The following is a 19,696-nucleotide window of genomic DNA, read 5'->3' as shown; positions in this document are numbered from 1 at the left end:
CTTGAGTTTAATCAGATGGTTTTTGCAATCAAAACAAGGAATTGATCAAAGAAAATCAGAAAAATATCTGAGAATTTATCTTGATAAATAAATGAGAAAAAAAGAAAAGCCCATATTGGGCTTTTCTCAAAAATATGGATTTAAAAAGGTAGGCGAGTAAGTTGATCTAAGAAATGAGGAATCACTCTTGGCTCAATCAAAATCGTTACAATTACGCCGTAAGCCGCACCCCATAAATGGGCACTATGATTAATATGCGTATTGCCACGTTTACCTGCCCAAATGCTATAAGCAACATAGAGAACTGCAAAAATAATAGCTGGCACAGGGATGAAGAATACAAAAATCAGCTTCCACGGTTGAAATAAAATATAGGCAAATAGAACCGCAGATACGGCTCCTGAAGCACCTAGACTTGCCCAGTTTGCATCATTTTTATGTTGTAGGTAGCTTGGCAAGATCGCGAAGATTAAGCCCCCTAAGTAAAACAACACAAAACCCATGTCATAAAAATATTGGCGATAAAAACTTTCGATGATGCTGCCAAAGAAAAACAGGGTAATCATATTAAAGAGCAAATGTGTACCATCTGCATGGATAAAACCATGAGTAATGAATCGATCAAATTGTCCACGTTGCATTGCAGGCGGCCAGAAGATCAAACGGTTCATGACATTTTGATTGCTAAAAGCAAGTAAAGACACAATGACCGTAATAATAATAAGAGTAATGGTGTGATTAAACGGCAAATGCAACATAAGAAATATTTAAAAATGATCAATACTGATGGCAATAATGCCATTAAAAACACAACTTGAAACCCTGTTGTGTATAAATCCGACAAATTTAGTTGATTTTTTTTAAATCCACCTCATCTTCGGTTAATATAAAGGCATCAGCTTGAGGAATATTGTTATGTCGACTGAGAACACCAACACTGCTGTTGCAGAAGAAATTCCGAACCTTTTGATTACACCATCTGCACAAGAGTATTTGCACGAATTATTGGCGAAGCAAAATACTCCGGGAATTGGCGTTCGAATTTTTGTTGAACATCCGGGTACACCACGTGCAGAGTGCTGTATGGCATATAGTGCACCAGAAGAAGTGGTGCCAACGGATTATAAACAGGACTATCCTGATTTCCCTGCATATATTGATGCGCCGTCTATCCCTTATCTTTTAGACGCTGTTATTGACTACAACAAAGATCGTTTTGGTGGTCAGTTAACTTTCCGTGCACCAAACTCTAAAGTGCCGCGCGTAGGGCCAGATGCATCAATTGAAGAGCGTATTACCTATGTACTTCAAGCAGAAATTAACCCGGGCCTTGCAGGACACGGCGGTAACTGTAGCTTAGTTGAAGTGCAAGATGACCCTGAACATGGTCTTACTGCTGTATTGAAATTTGGTGGCGGTTGCCAAGGTTGCTCAGCAATTGATGTGACTTTAAAACAAGGTGTTGAAACAACCTTGAAAGAACACATTCCTGAACTACAACGTGTGGTTGACCAAACAGACCATACACAAGCAGAAGGTGCTTATTTCAAATAATTAAATTATTTGAAAAGTGAAATAAAAAAGCCTCGGAATGAGGTTTTTTTATTATTCAATGCAAATAATGATAATTATTATCAATATCATTTGTAATTTTATTTATGTTTGTTACAATGCGAAACTGAAAATGAGAGATGTTTAATAAATCAATATATTGGGAATACTTATGTCGAAGCGTATTATCCAGTCAGTGCTTTCTGTTTCAGTACTGGCAAGTATGATGTCTATGGCTTTTGCTGCACAAAATGAGCAAGAACAAGCTGAACAAACATTAGAAAAGCCTGCTGAACCTGTGAAATTGGAAACAATTTTCGTAACAGCTGAAGAGCAAGTGAAGCAATCGCTCGGTGTATCGGTTATTACCAAAGAAGATTTAGAAAAACTACCAGTTCGTAATGATATTTCTGACTATGTACGTCGTATGCCAGGTGTCAACCTGACAGGTAATAGTGCTACTGGGCAGCGTGGTAATAATAGACAAATTGATATTCGCGGAATGGGCCCTGAAAACACGCTTATTTTAGTGGACGGTAAACCAATTAACTCTCGTAATTCAGTCCGTTATGGCTGGAAAGGAGAGCGTGATACACGAGGCGACTCAAACTGGGTACCAGCAGAAGCCATCGAGTCGATCGAAGTTTTACGCGGACCAGCAGCAGCTCGTTATGGCTCTGGTGCTGCGGGTGGTGTAGTTAACATCATTACTAAAAAAGTAACGAATGAAACTCATGGTTCAGTAGAGTTCTATACTTCACAGCCTGAAGACTCCAAAGAAGGTTCATCAAATCGTGTTGGTTTTAACGTAAGTGGGCCACTAATTAAGGATGTTTTATCTTATCGTTTATATGGTAATTATAATAAAACAGAAGCTGACGATGTTGATATTAATAAATCAATTGGTAGTACCGCAGCTGGCCGTGAAGGTGTTAAAAATAAAGATATTTCAGGACGTTTAGCTTGGCAGGCAACAGACCAGCAAACTGTCTTGCTTGATATTTCTTCTAGCAAACAAGGTAATATTTATTCTGGTGACTCTCAGTTAAATGCAAATGCTGAAGCGGATGCGATTCTTTCGCAGCTCATTGGTAAAGAAACCAATACCATGTATCGTGATAGCTATGCATTAACGCACGAAGGTGATTGGTCTTGGGGTAAGAGTAAGTTAGTTGCTCAATATGATAAGACCCATAACAAACGTCTACCTGAAGGCTTGGCGGGAAGTGTAGAAGGAAAAATTAATAATCTTGATGATAAAGCCACTTCGCGTTTAGAAACTCTTCGCTTTAACGGCGAGGCTAATATTCCTTTTGAATACTATTTACCCCAAGTATTAACTGTAGGTACCGAATGGGTTGAAGACAGATTTAAAGATAATGTCTCGACAACTCAAGGTAAAGACAGCAGTGGTTCAGGTTATGGCGATCAATTAGCGAAAGGTGATCGTAGTAAAATGGAGTCACGTATTGCTTCTGCATATATTGAAGATAACCTGAAAGTTACAGACAGCACAGATGTTGTATTAGGTTTACGTTTTGATGACCATAGTAAATCTGGTTCTAATTGGAGCCCAAGCTTAAATATTACTCAAAAACTCAATGATTATTTCACTTTAAAAGGTGGGGTAGCAAAAGCTTATAAAGCACCAAATATGTATCAAAATGCCGAAGGGTATTTATTAAGTACAAATGGCAATGGCTGCCCTGCTAATATTGAGTCGCGTTGTTTATTACAAGGTAATGGTGATTTAAAACCTGAAACATCGGTAAATAAAGAGCTCGGTATTCAGTTCCAAAAAGATATCGTGAATGCGAGCTTAACTTGGTTCCGTAATGATTATAAAGATAAGATTGTTGCGGGTACTCATGTTGTCGGAACAGTTGATGGCTCAAGTACAAATGCAAATACAGGAGCTGTGACCAATACGAAGTGGAATATTTTGCGTTGGGAAAATACGCCTAAAGCCTTAATTCAAGGTTTTGAAGGAAGTTTGGGGTTAGACTTCGGTGATATCCGCTGGACTAATAACTTTACCTACATGATGGACTCGAAAGACAAGCAAACTGGGAATCCATTATCTTTAGTTCCAATCTATACAATTAACTCAATTTTTGATTATGACATTACTGATCAATTGGATGTAAATTTTGTATTTACTCAATATGGTCGTCAAAAATCACGTCAATTTGCAGAGAATAGACTTGAATCCGGTATAGGTTCAGGAGGTGCGAATTCTGCGCTTAAGCCAAGTACGGTAAAAAGCTATAGTACCGCTGGTATTAATGTTGGTTATAAGTTTTCAGACCAAATTAGTACGCGTGTTGGTGTGAGTAATCTGTTTGATAAACAAATTTTAAGAGACAGTAATTCTATTAGCCAAACTTATAATGAGCCAGGTCGAGCTTATTACGCATCTTTAAAATATTCTTTCTAATCAATAAAATAACAAAGGCGCTTTAAGCGCCTTTATTATTTAAAATCTCTAATGCTTTTTCTGAATAATAAAACTTCTCTAAGTATACACGGGCACGACGTCTTAAATGTCCTGTTGTGACTAATTGTTGTAGTACGGGTACAAGCAATTCGGTGAGTTCATGCTTCACTAAATTTTCGTCTATATTAAGATCACGGAGCAATAAATCAAAACTACGCTCCTGATTACGTACATACCAAGTATAGATACCATCATGTACTTGCTGTTTTAGATAATCAGTTTGACGAATGTGGTCCCAGATTTCATGTCCTAGGCCAACGGTTTTTGTTAAATCTTGAACTTCTATATAGTTTTTTAAAACAGAAAGTGGCGAGGTTTTAACTTTATGCCAAACATTTGCCTGAAAATGGTAGAGTTTATCATTGTCAAAATGTTGGTTTAAAACACGCTCACTCATCTGGCTGAGTTTTAAAATATTCTTTTGCAAGTAATGGTTAATGGTATCGTCAAGATTAGAGTCGGTTACTGTTTCTAATACAGATTTGCCCATCTTCATAAAACGACCTACACCGGGCACGCGTTTTGACATAGATTCATCTAAATAATCATGCATTGTTTGCTGAATCAATTGAGTCAACAGTGCAGAAAAGGCAGGGTTATTCACAATTGTTTTAATGAGTTTTTTACGGTGCTCTTCTTTACTGGCAACGTATTGTGCAATTCGATCAATGGTTAAAACAGGAATAACATCTTCAACAGTTGCGGTGTCATTTGCAGGATGAATCAATGCAAAGCGGATATGCTCAGCAATCTGTTCAATAAGAAAATCCGAAGCGGGTGTGTCTAAAATCTGCTTTTGAATGAGCTGTTGAACCTGTTCAAACGTCCAAAGGTGTTGTAATTGTCGACTCCCCAACCAATGATAAAACTGCTCAAACTCTTGTTGGATTACCTGAGTCTGAGCAAATTGCTCATCTAAAAAATCTAGATGAGCTTCAATAAGTTTTTCAATCATGGGTTGGGTAGACATAAGGTCTCACAAGTTGGAAGTTTTATTTAAGGTGTTGTCGTTTTTGACGACTGGTTTGTTTCTACTTTCAGTAAAAATGGTACGTATTGTTGGATAACCAACTGTTCAGCTTCCAAAATTGGCATATGGCCTACGTTTTCTAAGATAACTGGAGGCTGGGCATTTTTTAAAAGCCGTTTTAGCTCGTTTGCTACTTCTACATTAATAATTTTATCCTGTTTACCCCATAAAATGAGTGTAGGGGCGTCAATCGTTTTAGTAAGTACGGCAAATGAATCTGGGGTATAGACTTTATTGAGTGCGATCAATTGATCAACCAGTTTCTGGGTTTGAGGTGCTTGATTAATCATCAGTTTTTCTTGAGCTTGTAGGAACTCTTTCGGAATAAACGGAGGATTAAACATGGTTTGTTTTAATAAATAATTAAAATCACCTTTTTTAGAGACTAAAAGTTGTTTTAGATAGGTTGGATCTTTTAGATAAATTGTGTTGGCAGAACGGAAAATACCACCGCTATCGACTAAAAATAGACTTTTGGTTTCAAATGGATATTGTCCAGCATAGAGTAGGGCAATTGATCCGCCGAGTGAGTGCCCAGCAATATGAATTGGGCCTTTTAAATTCGCGGCTTCAACAAAGCGACGTAATTTTTCAGCTAAGTTTGGAACTGAATAATCAAAGTCTTGCGAAACGATAGTTTCGCCACTGCCCGGTAAGTCAGGAATAATAACGTGATAATTTGTCGTGAGATAATGGGCAACTCGGTTCCAGTTATCTCGACTGCCCGCTAGGCCATGAATGAGTAGTAAAGTTGGCTTTGTGCTAGAGCCACCTTCACTATATGACCAAGTGATATCGCCCACCTTTAGGCTTTTGCTTTGCAGTCCTGCCCAGTTACGTTCCTGCTGTAATATTGTTTGAAAGCTGACATCAATATTATCGGCTGCCTGCGCTTGAGAAATGCTCATGACTGACAATAAGCTACAAGCCAAAGTCAGTGCAGTAGCAGTTTTTTTCATAGAGGCTTTAATTGGGGCGGACAGCCTTGTCATAGATTTCATCCTTGATGCTTAAGCGAGTTTGAAAAATTATTGAAAAACTTTGCCAATGAGTCATTTGCCAAACGTTTGGAATCAAGAAAATTATAGTCAATCTATAAAGTAAAGTATGTCTATTTTTTCACTAAACAGTAGGTAATTGTGCGGTGATCTTCCTTATAAAACTAATTAAAGTTTTAAAAAATTTTCCTGAAAAAGGATTTATTTTTTGTCAGTGACATTCAAATTTTGACACATTAAAATGATTTCTAACCTTGAAAAAACAATGGAAATATAAAATGCCTACTGCGCAAGAAGTTTTAGATCGTTTGAAAGCAGGTAATCAACGATTTGTAAATGGAAATACTTCCCTTGCAAAAACCTTATCACATCATGAACGCGCTGAAATGGCAAAGGATCAAAATCCATTTGCAATTGTATTAGGCTGTTCAGATTCTCGTGTACCAGCAGAAATGGTATTCGATCAAGGTCTTGGTGACTTATTCGTAATCCGTGTTGCTGGTAATGTTGTTGCACCTTCACAAGTTGGTAGTGTTGAGTTCGCGGCAGAACGTTATGACTGTCCGGTTGTAGTTGTATTAGGACACAGTCATTGCGGCGCGATTCAAGCGACAATTGATACCTTGATGAACCCTGAGCACCCGCCATCTTCTAACTTAATGTCGATTGTGAACCGTGTTCGTCCATCAGTTGAGATTTTAATGCAGACTGATTTAAAAAATGACTTGAAAAAACTCTCATGTCATGCGGTGCGTTCAAACGTATTTGCTTCGGTAAACCAATTACGTCATGGTTCGGCTGTATTAGAAAATCTAATTGCAAAAGGTGAACTGATTGTCGTTGGTGCTGAATATTCGCTAGAAACTGGTGAAGTTACTTTCTTTGATTTCTGATCATAATAAAAATATTTAAAACTAAAAGGTGCCTATAGGGCACCTTTTATGTATGGGTAAGCTAAATTCAGTAATTTTGATTGTGCTTGGGCATTTGGATGAATCAAGTCATTTTGCATTAGTTGCTTTTGCCCAGCGATGCCATCAAGAAAAAAGGGTAGCAATTTCACCTGGTATTTTTGACTGACAGTTTTATAGTTATTTTCGAATGCTTTGCTATAAGCCGTGCCATAATTGGGCGGAATCTTCATACCAAAAAGAATAACTTTTGCTTTTTGCTTCTGGCTTAATTGGACGAGCTGAGACAGATTTTTTTGAATCATTTGTGGTGGTTGACCACGTAAGCCATCATTCCCGCCTAATTCAATAACAACTACCTCGGGTTTATAAGTTTGTAAAAGTTTTGGTAATCGTGCCAAAGCACCGCTAGTGGTTTCCCCACTCACACTTGCATTGACCACTTTATGTTGTTTGGGATACTGTTGGTCTAAACGTTTTTGTAGTAATTGTACCCAACCTTGTTTAGGGTCTATTCCATAACCGGCACTGATACTATCTCCTAAAATTAAAATAGTTTTTGCCGAGACGAACATGGGCAACATGCTCAATGAGATGAGCAAGAGACTTTTAGAACCAAACAAATAAGATTTATACATTTGTGTTTCGACCCGAATACTCAATATATAGGACTGTTCACATCATGCCACAACCTATCATTGCTGCCCATCAAGTTACACAAACTATTCAGATTAACCAAAATCAATTTACGATTTTAAAAAATATTGATTTAGATATTTATGAAGGGGAGCAGGTAGCAATTACAGGACGTTCTGGTTCAGGAAAATCAACTTTACTGGGTATTTTAGCGACTTTAGACCAACCCTCTGAAGGTGAGGTGTGGTTATGTGGTCAGGCGGTTCATAAGTTAACAGAAGAGCAGCGCGCTCAAATTCGAATGCAGCATATTGGTTTTATATTTCAGTCTTTTCAGCTTTTGCCACAGTTAAGTGCACTTGAAAATGTGATGTTACCGCTTCGGTTACGTAAAGATTTTGATTATAAAATTGCTGAGAAAAAAGCTTTAGATTGGTTGCATCGGGTAGGCTTAAGCCGTCAAGCTGAACAAACGCCTAAGGTCTTATCCGGTGGAGAGCAACAACGTGTGGCAATTGCTCGGGCTCTCATTGCCGAGCCACAAATTATTTTTGCCGATGAACCGACCGGAAACCTCGATGGTCAAACCGCCCAAGAAATTGAAACCCTTCTTTTTGATTTAAATCGGGAGCTTGGTACTACACTTATTTTGGTCACACATGACCGTAATTTGGCAGCACTTTGCCAACGACATGTCGAGTTAGATGATGGCCGACTAAAGACGGTACAGGGTGGTTAAACTATGCGTAATCTTCTCAAACCACTTTTGTTACAAAGCTTGCGTACCGGAGGCTTATATTTACTTATTATTGCGCTCTCACTTGCGATCAGTGCAACCACCGCTCTTAAGTTTAGCAATGACCAAGTTAAAAATGCGGTAAGTCTACAAGCAGCGCAAATGTTAGCAGCAGATTTGGTTCTGTCGAATAATGAACCTATAGACGCAAAATGGCAAAAAAGGGCAGATCAGCTTGGCTTAAAGCAGACTAATGTGACCATGTTTAGTTCAATGGCACATACTCAAGATCAGTTTGTCATGGTCAATGTAAAAGCAATAGAACCTGCATTCCCATTAAGAGGAAAGCTTGAGATTGAACCTATAGCGCGTGGTATCCAACCAGGTGAAGTATGGTTGAGTCAAAGGGCAGCCGATTTACTTAAAGTTAAACTAGGCGATATGGTATCTATTACAGATGCGGCATTTCGCTTTAGTGGCGTGATTGTGCGAGATTCAAATCAAGAACTTGGTTTTTCTGGTTTTTCGCCTACTGTCATTATTCATCAAGCAGATATTGTTAAAACCCATGCAATTCAAACTGGTAGTAGAATCGATTATCGACTGTTAATATCTGGTCAGCCTGAACAGGTTCAGTCATTTTCAAGGCAATTTAAGCAACAGCATCAACCTGCAAATGAACAGGAAGAAACCATAGGGTTACGTTTACGCGATGCCAGTGAATCAAATAGCAGATTATTACGTCCGTTAGAAAACCTAGATACCTTTTTGCAATTGGCCAATATTTTAACAATTTTATTGTGTGGTATCGCCATTGCTTTAACGAGTCAAAGATATGTTCAGCAAAACCAAGATCACATTGCTTTAATACGTTGTTTAGGTGCGAGTAAGTTTCAAATTTTATGGGCCTATATCGGGTTACTTTGTGTAGTCAGTGCAATTTCGATTGTGATCGGTAGTCTCTTAGGAATAATGATGGGCTATGGCTTGCTTGAGCTCATGCTACAACTGATTCCACAACTAGAGTTAAGCTTCTCTGTGGTTGGTTTTTTACTTGGTCCCTTACCAATTGCCATTTTTACCAGTGTAATTGTGCTACTTGGATTCATTTTGCCAAGCATTTGGGAGTTGTTAAATACTCCTCCCATCCGTGTTATTCGCGAGCAAGCCAAATCTCGAAAATCGTTATTCTTTATGTTCTTTGCGGGTATTACCAGTCTTGTTATTTTTAGCTTAGTTTTAAGTGAAAATTTAATGCTCAGTATTTGGGTACTAACAGCGATTATTCTGCTTTGCATTTTACTTTACACCGTTGTCTGGCTATTGCTTCGTGCTTTAAAAAAGATGAAAACCCGTTTGTCTTTTTATATTCGTTCAGCATCGCAAAGTGCCTTACAAATTACAGCACTGGCTTTGGGTTTAAGCCTCATTACCGTGTTAAGTGTATTAAGAACAGATTTATTAGAGCGTTGGCAACAGCAATTACCAGAGGGAACACCAAACCAGTTTGTTTATGGCCTACCACCATTTGATTTAAAAGCTTTTGAGCAACAGTTAAAGCAAAATGGTTGGCAAAGCACACCGTTATATCCAAACATTCGTGGGCGATTAGTTGCTAAGAATGATGTTCCTTTTTCAGAAGAAGCTATAAAGCAAAATAACGCTCTACGCCGCGAATTAAATTTAACGCAGTCGAGTGCTTTACCAGATGACAATGTCATTACAAAAGGTCAAGCGGAATTTAATGCAGTAGGCCAAGTTTCAGTTGAGAGTAAAACAGCAGAAAGTTTAGGAATCCAGATTGGTGACAGGCTTACTTTTAGTCTGCCAGAAGGTACCTTGCAAGCTAAAGTTATAAATTTTCGGAGCGTTGAGTGGGAAAGCTTTAGTCCTAATTTTTTCTTTATTTTTTCGCCTAAAACTTTAGATGAAAATGCTGGTAGCTACTTGGGTAGTTTTTATGTGCCTAAGCAAGATCAACCTAAAATGATCCATATGATTCAGCAATTCTCCAATACGGTTTTTATTGATGTTGATCGAATTTTAGATGAAGTAAAACGCTTAATGAACGTTCTAGTCAAAATCGTGACTGTGCTTGCAGCTTTAGTTGGCTTTTCTGGAATACTTGTTTTAATTGCTTGTTTAAATCTATTAATGGATGAACGCCGTCGGGAAGTGGCTTTGTTGCGTTCATTTGGTCTCTCTAAAAATAAAATGAAGCAGATGCTCAGTCTGGAAATTGGTTTTTTAGGTTTGTTAGCAGGCATTGTTGCCTGCTGTTTTGCCGAGGTAATTAGCGCTATTGCAAGTTATAAAATGAATATGGCTTTACAGTGGCATATTGAAATATGGTTGATTTTACCATTTGCCATGATGTTGCTTTGCGCTCTGATTGGCCGATATCGACTCGGTTATCTGTGTAATTTACCGCCACTACAAAGTTTACGTGAGCTGAACCAGATTTAAGTTAGGGGAGTATTTCTGGGTTCTGAATTAAAACCTCATGCCAAAGTGGAAGTAATGGTGAGTTAAGCTGATTACAGTAAACATAGAAGCCGACAGTCATGAAAAGTCCTCCCAATAGACCTAAAAATTTTAGGAGGGTTTTAAATGGAGTGCGGTAGCTTAAATACCAAATCAGTGCGAGTAATGCACCCATAATCATACCACCGACATGTGCAGCATTATTAATACCTGTGGCAACCAGACCGAATATAAGGTTAATCGCCATAATCATTAATAATGATTTCTTATCAAGTATATAAGCTTGATGAGGCAGCGGCGGAAATAAAGAAAGAACAGTTAATGCTGCACCTAATCCCATCACAGCGCCCGAAGCACCAGCACTGACATGGGGAAGTAAGCTCTGATCAAAATGTTGTAATAATTCATGCCCATTTTGAATATTAATATAACTACTCAAAAGGCTACCAAACAAGCCTGCAAGTAAATACAGACCAATAAAGTATAAACGTCCAAATAAAGCTTCAGCGACATTACCAAAAATATATAAAGCCCACATGTTGAGCATAAGGTGAATAATACCAAAGTGAAAAAACATGCTGGTAAATAAACGTTCTGGCTGCCCGGAAAAAGTAAGTGGTGTAAAATCTGCACCCCAGTGAAGTGCATCTTTTATAGCTGGGTCGCTAATATCGACTCCAGATATAATTTGCCAGATGAACAAACCTACATTAATCGAGATCAGTAGGGCGGTCAGCCACCAAGCTTGTACATTGAGTTTACGATTAATGTGCGGAGGCTGATATTGAGTCATGCTATGCTTTTGTTATATATGAACATGCTTTACAGCTTAACATGAAAAAAGTTGAATACAGGAGATCAGGACGAACATGAAAGCCTTTATTGTTCGCGTGTTGTTAATTTTTATTGGGGCAATTCTCCTTATTCAGCTTTGGATTTTCTCAAGTTTGGTTTGGTGGCGTACGCATGAAGTTGATACCACCATGTTTATGCGAATTGATTATTGGTCAGATCCATCTGAGCCGATCATTCATGAATGGCTTGACTATGATGATATTAGTGACAATTTCAAACATGCAATTTTAGCAGGGGAGGACGCAAAGTTTATTCATCATCATGGTTTTGACTGGGATGGTATTCGTTTTGCGCTAGAGCGTAACAATGAGCAAGGAGAGGTCGTTGCTGGTGGTTCTACCGTATCTCAACAACTTGCAAAGAACTTGTTCTTATATAATAAGCGTTCATTTATTCGTAAAGGCCAAGAAACTGTAGCGACATGGATGATGGAGCGCATGTGGTCGAAACGTCGAATTCTTGAGGTGTATATGAACTCTGTTGAATTTGGCAAAAATTTGTATGGTGTTGAAGCAGCAGCCCAATATTATTACGGCAAAAGTGCCAAAAGCTTAACTCGCGAACAAGCTGCTTTTTTAGCCGCGTTATTGCCTGATCCGAAATATTATCAAGATCATCGCAACGATCGTAAACTACAATATAGAAAACGCGTTATTTTACGTTATATGAATAGCACCCAGATTCCTGAATAACACTGTCTTAAAGATGTGTTATTTTTTTAGTTTTTATCAAATTGACATAATTTTGCAGCATACTATTTTGCAGAGATTTTGGTTGGAAAGAGATTAGGTTAGACATGAATACAGCGATTACAGCAACGACCCCAACAGAATATAGTTATAATGACCGTTATATTAATCGTGAATTGTCTATTCTTGACTTTCATTTGCGCGTATTGGAACAGGCCGTCGACCCTTTACATCCATTACTGGAACGAATGAATTTCTTACTCATTTTTTCGCGTAATTTAGATGAGTTTTTTGAAATTCGTGTGGCAGGTGTTATGGAGCAATTCGCTCTAGGCAATGAAAGTCGAAGCCCGGACGGTTTAACACCAAGACAAGTCTTACAAAAAATCTCTGAAACTGCTCATGCTGCAATTGAGCGCCAATATCGTATTTTAAACGAAGAAATTTTACCTAAGTTACGTGAAGAAGATATTTGCTTTTTACGTCGTGGTGAATTAACACCAGCTCAATCAGCTTGGGTAAAAAAATATTTTCAGGAACAGGTTGCGCCTGTTTTAACTCCAATCAGTTTAGATCCAGCCCATCCATTCCCGCGTTTAGTCAATAAAAGTCTGAACTTTATTGTGACTTTAGAAGGTAAAGATGCGTTCGGGCGACAAATTGATTTGGCTGTTGTACCAGCCCCACGTTCATTGCCACGTGTTGTACGATTACCAGATGAGTTAACGGGTGGTAAAGAACATCACGTCATGTTGTCTGCAATTATTCATGAACATGTTTCAGACTTGTTCCCGGGCATGACTGCAACTGGCTGCTATCAATTCCGTGTAACTCGTAATGCCGATTTGGCACTTAACGAAGACGTTGAAGATTTGGCAAAAGCGTTAAAAGGTGAGTTAAGTTCACGCCGATTTGGTCGTGCAGTACGCTTAGAAGTAACCCAAAATTGTCCACAGCATATTTATGAATATCTACTTGAAGAGTTCGACTTAAACGAAGAACAATTATATAAAGTTGATGGCCCTGTAAACTTGGCTCGTCTGGTTTCGAACTTTAAACGTCCTCATTTGCGTTATGACTCACACACGCCAGTTGTACCAAAAGTGTTTAAAAAGACCGAGAGTATTTTCTCGGCTATGCAAAAGCAGGATATTTTACTTCATCACCCATTTGAGTCTTTTGCACCTGTTATTCAGTTACTCCGTGAAGCAGCACGTGACCCGCAAGTACTCGCAATTAAACAGACACTTTATCGTAGTGGTGCAGACTCGGAAATTGTTCAAGTTTTAGCAGAAGCCGCGCGTAATGGTAAAGAAGTGACAGCGGTAATTGAATTACGTGCCCGTTTCGATGAAGAGTCGAATATCGAAGTGGCTAATGTTTTACAAGAAGCAGGGGCAGTCGTTGTTTACGGTATTGTGGGTTATAAAACCCATGCCAAAATGATTATGGTAGTACGCCGTGAAAACAACAAACTGGTGCGTTATGTTCATTTAGGAACGGGTAACTACCATGCTATGAATGCTCGCATTTATACCGATTACGGCCTAATGACCACCGATAAAGACTTGTGTGAAGACGTACACCGTATTTTCCAAGAGCTCACGGGTATGGGTAAAATGGCAAAACTGAAAAAGTTACTCCATGCACCTTTTACTCTGCATGCTCAGCTCATCAACTTCATTGATGAAGAAATTGCCAATGCAAAGGCTGGTCGTAAAGCCCAAATTATTGTCAAAGTGAATGCTTTAACTGAAGTTCAGCTTATTAATAAATTGTATGAAGCTTCTCAAGCAGGGGTGCAGGTAGATCTCATTATTCGTTCGATTTGCTGTTTACGTCCGGGATTACCAAATTTATCGGAAAACATTCGGGTACGTTCAATTGTAGGTCGTTTACTTGAACATACTCGAGTTTATTACTTTAGTAATAATGGTGATGCTCGTATTTACTGTTCAAGTGCGGACTGGATGGATCGTAACTTATTTAATCGTGTTGAAGCATGCTTCCCAATTGAAGATCCTGCTTTGAAAAAACGTATTTATCAGCAAGGACTCCTTAATTATTTACAAGATAATCAGCAAGCTTGGTTATTACAGGGCGATGGTACATGGGTACGTGCCCAGCCTGCCGCAGGCGAAAAATTGCATAATGCTCAAAGAGAATTATTAGAAACTTTTAAATAAAAAATTATTTTTAAAAAAGCCGACATCATGTCGGCTTTTTAATTAACTGAATTTCATAATAATTTAATTAATTTTTCTAAATGGTTGTAGGATAAACGGCAATAATTTGAATTAATGCAATATGTTTGAAAAATATGTGATTCTTTACATAAAACATTGAATTTTAAAAATATACAAATCACAAGAAATCTACTTTAATACGCCGCATTAAATATACTTAACTTTGGTAAGTGAATAATATGCAAGACTTTATTAAAAGTTTATTTATTAGAATATTTTTGGGGTTAATGCCAGTGACTGCTTATGCGGATCAGAAGTGCTATGGAGATATTATTGTATTTCAGAAATTTGATGATCAAATGATATATCCTTATTTTATACATCCTTCTAGAGAGAAAAATAAGAAGAATGAAACACAAAATAAGACAATCGTGATTCAGAAAAGAAAACTTACTCAAGAGGAATTGTTAGCACAAAAGAAAATTGACGATAATCAGTTAAAAAAAATTGAAGAAAAGAAAAATATTGAGAAGAAAAAGCAACTTGATGCAGCGGTCGCGAAAGAAATTTTAGAAAACGGTGAAAAAAAATGGATGGTGCAAGTTGCTTTGGCACCTAATCAAAATAAAGCAAATATGATTCAGTCCCAATTACAGGCTAAAGGGTATAAAGTTGTTACCAGCCCAACCACAAAAGGAATACGGGTCATGGTCGACCCTGCCAATGACTACGCAATTGCACAAATTATTCGAGAAAAAATAATTGCAGATGATAGCTTGGATTTGAGATCGGCTTGGGTATTTAAATGGGCTTCCCTAACAGCACAGTAAAATAAAAAGGAGTCCAAAGACTCCTTTTTTTATTCATGTAAGTTTGTGGTAATTTTCTGCATGATTTGCAGAAGAACATCAAACTCACTTTGCAACGGCGTACTTTTACGAGTAACAAGTGCTAAAGTACGGCTAGGTGCGTCTTCAATTGGTTTTGCAGTAATCTGATCATTAAATTTGATCATACTATTTTCAATTGCGATTTCTGGTAAAAGAGTAAAGCCTAAATCGGAAGAAACCATCTCAACCAATGTTGGTAGAGAACTTGCTTTTAAGCGGTTATCGTTTTTACGCTCACCAATTGGACAGGCACTTAATACGTGGTCACGTAAACAGTGGCCTTCTTCAAGCAAAATAAGACGTGATAAATCGAGATCATCAAGAGAATTTGCTTGAAGTGCATTTGTATCTTGTTTACTACAAACAAGATATAAATTTTCTTTTGAAATTTCAGCTACTTTTAAACTTCTTGTGTCAAAAGGTAGGGCAAGGACAATCATGTCCAAATTACCATGTTCTAGGCGCTCTACAATCTTCTCACTTTGAGCTTCATGTAAATGCAACTGAATCTTCGGTAATTGTTGATGCACTTCATCAAGTAACCGTGTCAGGATAAAAGGTGCAATTGTTGGAATAACACCCAAATGAAGATCACCTGTTAATGGTTCACTCATTTCACGGCTTAAACGCATTAAATCCTGAGCATCTGCTAGCAATACACGGGCTCGAGCAACAACTTGCTCACCTAATGGCGTTAAACGCACATTCTGACGGTCACGCTCAACCAGAACGCCACCTAGTAGCCTTTCCAGCTCCATAATGCCGCCCGATAAAGTCGATTGGGTAACAAAAGAGCGACGTGCTGCTTCAGTAAAATGCAAAGTTTCCGACAACGTAACTAAATATGATAGCTGTCTTAGTGAGGGTAATGCAGCCATAGTGTCCTAGTATGATGATTTAAAATGATGCGCAAATAAACCGCTAAGCTGTGGAATAAAATGGGCAGGGATATCATGCCCCATTCCATCAATTAATTCAAACTTAGCACCGGAAATTGCTTTTGCTACGGCCTTACCGTGACTCGGTGGAAGTAAGCGGTCACGAGAGCCATGCAAGACTAAAGTGGGTTGCTTAATTTCACGGTCCAGTTGCAGTAAGGAACCTGTACATAATATTGCTAAAAACTGTTGAAGTACACCAGCAGGATAGTAGCTACGTTGATAAAGTTTTCTTGCAGTTTGAACGGCTTCAATATGGTTAATATAACCAGGAGAACCAATCAATTGGAATAATTTTAAACTGTGATTCACAATTCCTTCTTCATCACGTGATTCTGGCTTGCCAATCAAGCTTAAAAGTTGCTTAGGGAATGGTGGTGGTAGAAACGGTTGATTATTACTGGTAAACATCAAACCTAATTTTTCTACTTTTTCCGGATATTTTGCAGCGAGAATCTGGGCAATCATGCCACCCATTGAGGCACCAATCACATGTGCTTTGCTTACTCCTAAACGGTCGAGAAGCATAGAAACGTCATCTGCCATATCATAGAGCGTATAAGGTGCACCCTGATTTCTTAGCCCTAAAGCAAAACGTCCCATCAATTTCATGGTATTTAAACGTTTACCTTGATGGCGGACTTTTGAAGAAAGGCCAATATCACGGTTATCAAAACGAATAACACGAAAACCTTGATCAATGAGTGATTTGCAGAAAAAGTCCGGCCAAAATAGCATTTGGGCACCTAAACCCATAATCAGCAAAATAGTCGGATGTTCTGGTTTTCCACCTACTTCTACATGTAGCTCGATACCATTGCCTAAATTGACTTTGGTTTCCTGCATAAATGGAGTGTACGGTGAAATACTAAATTGTAAGGCGCTATTCATGTTATTCATTCCTTGAGGGAATATTCAAGATCATGAGCATTCCCAATTTAAACCTTATGCTTGGGCAGGAATAAGATCTGGAACAAGCTTAGTTAAAGTTAAACGTTGCTTGCCTGCTGTTGCACCTAACAATACGAAACCACGCAATGTTCCTTCATTGTCAATTGCTTTGGCAAGCATACCATCGTCGAATTCTTCAGTTTCCCAATTTACATCCACATCAACCGGTGCCGGTAAAACTGTAAGCGGTGCAGCCGGAGTTTTTACCGCAACCGGCATAGCAGGGTAATGTACATTTGTTTGTTGACCACTTAATGTTTTTGCTAGAGCGCGGGCTTGTTGCATAATTGGCATTACATATGGAAGCAGGGTACCGTTAACTTCCGCACAGTCACCAATCGCATAAATATCTGCTTGATTGGTTTCAAGTAAACTATTGGTAATCACACCACGGCTGGTTTGAATATTTGCACTTTGAGCAAGAGAAATATTCGGTTGTAAGCCAATCGCTGAAAGCACAATATCAGCAACCAAAGTCTGACCATTTGCCAATGTAACCGCGTAATCTTCACCGTTATTGATTTTACTGACTTTTTCAACGGTTGTGCCTAAGGCAAATTTAACACCCGCTTCTTCAAGATTCTGCTGGAATGCTGAAGCAATGTGTGAAGGTAATAAACGGCCTAATGGTTGAGGCGCTAAATCAATTACTGTTACATCATATTCGCTATGAAGTAAGTCATTGGCAAATTCACAACCAATTAAACCTGCACCCAAAATCACAACACGTTTATCTTTGCGCTGAGCTAGATTTTCTCGGAAAGAACGATAGTCAATGAGTGAGTTCACCACATGGATGTCATCACTACCATCACCAGCAATTGCAAGGCGAATCGGGTTAGCACCGACAGCTAAAATTAATTTTGAATAGGGTTGCTGAGAAATAACGCCGTCTTTTTTTAGAACAAGTTCATGACGCTCAGCTAAAATTTCTTTCACCCAAGTAAAAGGTTCAATACGCATATTGAGTTGGGCACTCATTTTTGCAGCATCACCTAATGGAATCTGTTCTGGGGCTTTTTTTCCTGCAAAAGCGTTGGATAAGGTTGGTTTTGCATAGTTCACCGCATCATCCGCACAAATCATCACAAGTTCTTGCTCTGGGTTAAGCTTACGGAATTCACGTGCTAAGGTATAACCCGCCATGCCTGATCCGATAATGACGATTGGATGCATTTTTTTCTCCAGAATTAGAATTGTTAATTTAAAACGGTGATTGGTGATATATAAAAAAGACCATGTAAATCATGGCCTTTTAATTTAAGACATTAGATTTCGATCATTTCGAAGTCAGCTTTTGAAACGCCGCAATCAGGGCAAGTCCAGTCATCAGGAATATCTTCCCATTTTGTTCCAGCTGCAATGCCGTCTTGTGGCCAACCTTCTGCTTCATCGTAAATCCATCCACAAACGATACATTGATATTTTTTCATGAGACTCTCCGCACTGATAAGTTTGCTCAAAGCTGCCTTTCAGTAAAACTATTCCATCTATTAATAATGTAACTACGATCCGCTCAATAATAACTAATGTCGCTTTGATCGGATATCAAATTTTTACGCAGTTCTACATTTAAAGTAAAGCATATAAGGGAGTTTAATCATTCATAAGCAAAGATGAATGGCATATCGAGACAAATAAATGGTTATTTAGGCAAAACTTCAACATAAACACATAATAAATCATATGTTTTTATAAGTTTATTCATGCAAGGAGGCGATGAGTGATATGAAGGGTTACAAAAAGAGCAAAGCATTTATATAAATAAAGTTCTTAAAAAAGTAATATGGTTAATAAATGGACAAATAAATTAATGTTTATATAAAACAGAAAAGTTTATGGAACACTTAATTAACGGAGAATAAGGAAGTCGAATATGGAAACTCTAATATATGAAGTAGAAATTAATGCCCTTATAGAAAAAGTATGGGACGTACTCTGGAATAGTGAGACCTATAATGCATGGACGAAATTCTTTGCTCCAGATTCTTCAATGCGCACAGATTGGAAAGTCGGTGGTAAAACATATTTTCTAGACGGAGAAGGAAATGGAATGGTTTCGACCATTGAAGAAATGAAAAAGCCTGAAGTACTAATTTTTAAACATTTAGGAATGATTAAAGACGGGAAAGAAGACTTGGAAAGTGAAGAGGTGAAAGGCTGGAGTGGTTCGCTAGAAAAATATTTTTTAAGTCAAAATGGGGATACTACAACGGTAAAAGTAGAATTAGCCACCTTACCTGAGTACATCGGTATGTTAAAAAGTGGCTTCGTTCAAGGCTTTGAAGCTGTAAAACAAATGGCTGAAAAATAAGTTTCTGTAATTTAATTTGTTATCTTTTTA

At 38.2% G+C, this 19,696-nt stretch carries 19 protein-coding genes; 9 read left to right on the top strand and 10 right to left on the bottom strand.

From position 1 onward, the window contains the following. Positions 1 to 140 precede the first annotated feature (140 nt). Positions 141 to 758 (bottom strand): rhomboid family intramembrane serine protease, encoded by a 618-nt coding sequence (locus tag MKL36_RS06940; RefSeq protein ID WP_000902942.1) that lies wholly within the window; start codon positions 756 to 758, stop codon positions 141 to 143. Between the two features lie 157 nt (positions 759 to 915). Here MKL36_RS06940 and nfuA point away from each other — a divergent pair, with 157 nt between their 5' ends. Together nfuA and MKL36_RS06930 are read left to right on the top strand one after the other, a co-directional pair. Further along, positions 916 to 1,554 carry a Fe-S biogenesis protein NfuA gene (nfuA, locus tag MKL36_RS06935; RefSeq protein ID WP_000102721.1) on the top strand — a complete coding sequence of 213 codons (639 nt, stop codon included), beginning with the start codon at positions 916 to 918 and terminating at the stop codon, positions 1,552 to 1,554. 169 nt (positions 1,555 to 1,723) lie between these two features. Beyond that, positions 1,724 to 3,988, top strand: a complete 2,265-nt coding sequence (locus MKL36_RS06930) for a TonB-dependent siderophore receptor (protein ID WP_000044170.1) — start codon at positions 1,724 to 1,726, stop codon at positions 3,986 to 3,988. Between the two features lie 22 nt (positions 3,989 to 4,010). Here the strand turns inward: MKL36_RS06930 and MKL36_RS06925 are convergent, their stop codons facing one another. Together MKL36_RS06925 and MKL36_RS06920 are read right to left on the bottom strand one after the other, a co-directional pair. Further along, positions 4,011 to 5,018, bottom strand: a complete 1,008-nt coding sequence (locus MKL36_RS06925) for a hypothetical protein (protein ID WP_021511439.1) — start codon at positions 5,016 to 5,018, stop codon at positions 4,011 to 4,013. A gap of 26 nt (positions 5,019 to 5,044) precedes the next feature. Continuing rightward, positions 5,045 to 6,070, bottom strand: a complete 1,026-nt coding sequence (locus MKL36_RS06920) for an alpha/beta fold hydrolase (RefSeq protein WP_000197531.1) — start codon at positions 6,068 to 6,070, stop codon at positions 5,045 to 5,047. Between the two features lie 284 nt (positions 6,071 to 6,354). Between MKL36_RS06920 and MKL36_RS06915 the strand changes: the two genes are divergently transcribed. Beyond that, positions 6,355 to 6,969: a carbonic anhydrase gene (locus MKL36_RS06915; protein ID WP_001141695.1), complete on the top strand. Its 615-nt coding sequence runs from the start codon at positions 6,355 to 6,357 to the stop codon at positions 6,967 to 6,969. 32 nt (positions 6,970 to 7,001) lie between these two features. Here the strand turns inward: MKL36_RS06915 and MKL36_RS06910 are convergent, their stop codons facing one another. Next, positions 7,002 to 7,625 (bottom strand): arylesterase, encoded by a 624-nt coding sequence (locus MKL36_RS06910; protein WP_031945678.1) that lies wholly within the window; start codon positions 7,623 to 7,625, stop codon positions 7,002 to 7,004. A 44-nt stretch (positions 7,626 to 7,669) separates the two neighbouring features. Here MKL36_RS06910 and MKL36_RS06905 point away from each other — a divergent pair, with 44 nt between their 5' ends. Further along, the gene (locus MKL36_RS06905) at positions 7,670 to 8,362 is read left to right on the top strand and encodes an ABC transporter ATP-binding protein (RefSeq protein WP_021511441.1); all 693 of its coding nucleotides are present in this window, start codon (positions 7,670 to 7,672) and stop codon (positions 8,360 to 8,362) included. A gap of 3 nt (positions 8,363 to 8,365) precedes the next feature. Continuing rightward, the gene (locus MKL36_RS06900; protein ID WP_086374214.1) at positions 8,366 to 10,825 is read left to right on the top strand and encodes an ABC transporter permease; all 2,460 of its coding nucleotides are present in this window, start codon (positions 8,366 to 8,368) and stop codon (positions 10,823 to 10,825) included. A gap of 1 nt (position 10,826) precedes the next feature. Here the strand turns inward: MKL36_RS06900 and MKL36_RS06895 are convergent, their stop codons facing one another. Then, on the bottom strand, positions 10,827 to 11,636 hold the full coding sequence (locus tag MKL36_RS06895; protein WP_021511443.1) for a rhomboid family intramembrane serine protease: 810 nt from the start codon (positions 11,634 to 11,636) through the stop codon (positions 10,827 to 10,829). Between the two features lie 76 nt (positions 11,637 to 11,712). On the opposite strand from MKL36_RS06895, the gene mtgA reads away from it, so the two are divergent. After that, a complete protein-coding gene (mtgA, locus tag MKL36_RS06890) occupies positions 11,713 to 12,390 on the top strand; it encodes a monofunctional biosynthetic peptidoglycan transglycosylase (protein ID WP_000642933.1) in 678 nt (225 codons plus the stop codon). 104 nt (positions 12,391 to 12,494) lie between these two features. Continuing rightward, a complete protein-coding gene (ppk1, locus tag MKL36_RS06885) occupies positions 12,495 to 14,573 on the top strand; it encodes a polyphosphate kinase 1 (protein ID WP_021511444.1) in 2,079 nt (692 codons plus the stop codon). Positions 14,574 to 14,626: 53 nt separating this feature from the next. Here ppk1 and MKL36_RS06880 read toward each other — a convergent pair whose 3' ends face one another. Beyond that, positions 14,627 to 14,755, bottom strand: coding sequence for a hypothetical protein (locus MKL36_RS06880; protein WP_085920711.1), 129 nt, complete (start codon positions 14,753 to 14,755; stop codon positions 14,627 to 14,629). 57 nt (positions 14,756 to 14,812) lie between these two features. On the opposite strand from MKL36_RS06880, the gene MKL36_RS06875 reads away from it, so the two are divergent. Continuing rightward, entirely contained in the window at positions 14,813 to 15,403 is a 591-nt protein-coding gene (locus tag MKL36_RS06875; protein WP_002055323.1) for an SPOR domain-containing protein, read from the top strand. Positions 15,404 to 15,432: 29 nt separating this feature from the next. Here the strand turns inward: MKL36_RS06875 and oxyR are convergent, their stop codons facing one another. The 4 genes from oxyR to rubA form a co-directional block, all read right to left on the bottom strand. Next, positions 15,433 to 16,341 (bottom strand): LysR family transcriptional regulator OxyR, encoded by a 909-nt coding sequence (gene oxyR, locus MKL36_RS06870; RefSeq protein WP_000729506.1) that lies wholly within the window; start codon positions 16,339 to 16,341, stop codon positions 15,433 to 15,435. A gap of 6 nt (positions 16,342 to 16,347) precedes the next feature. Then, on the bottom strand, positions 16,348 to 17,292 hold the full coding sequence (gene estB / locus MKL36_RS06865) for an esterase EstB (protein WP_001083350.1): 945 nt from the start codon (positions 17,290 to 17,292) through the stop codon (positions 16,348 to 16,350). 54 nt (positions 17,293 to 17,346) lie between these two features. Further along, entirely contained in the window at positions 17,347 to 18,528 is a 1,182-nt protein-coding gene (gene rubB, locus MKL36_RS06860; RefSeq protein WP_021511445.1) for a rubredoxin reductase RubB, read from the bottom strand. A 92-nt stretch (positions 18,529 to 18,620) separates the two neighbouring features. After that, entirely contained in the window at positions 18,621 to 18,785 is a 165-nt protein-coding gene (gene rubA / locus MKL36_RS06855) for a rubredoxin RubA (protein ID WP_000760495.1), read from the bottom strand. Between the two features lie 443 nt (positions 18,786 to 19,228). On the opposite strand from rubA, the gene MKL36_RS06850 reads away from it, so the two are divergent. Continuing rightward, complete coding sequence (locus MKL36_RS06850) at positions 19,229 to 19,666, top strand: SRPBCC family protein (RefSeq protein WP_021511446.1); 438 nt, start codon at positions 19,229 to 19,231, stop codon at positions 19,664 to 19,666. Positions 19,667 to 19,696: the final 30 nt, after the last annotated feature.

The organism is Acinetobacter sp. AOR12_HL, from assembly GCF_027855275.1.
Taxonomy (GTDB): Bacteria; Pseudomonadota; Gammaproteobacteria; order Pseudomonadales; family Moraxellaceae; genus Acinetobacter; species Acinetobacter baumannii.
Note: the sequence above shows the minus strand (reverse complement) of the source record. Positions and strands in the feature narration are given on the sequence as shown.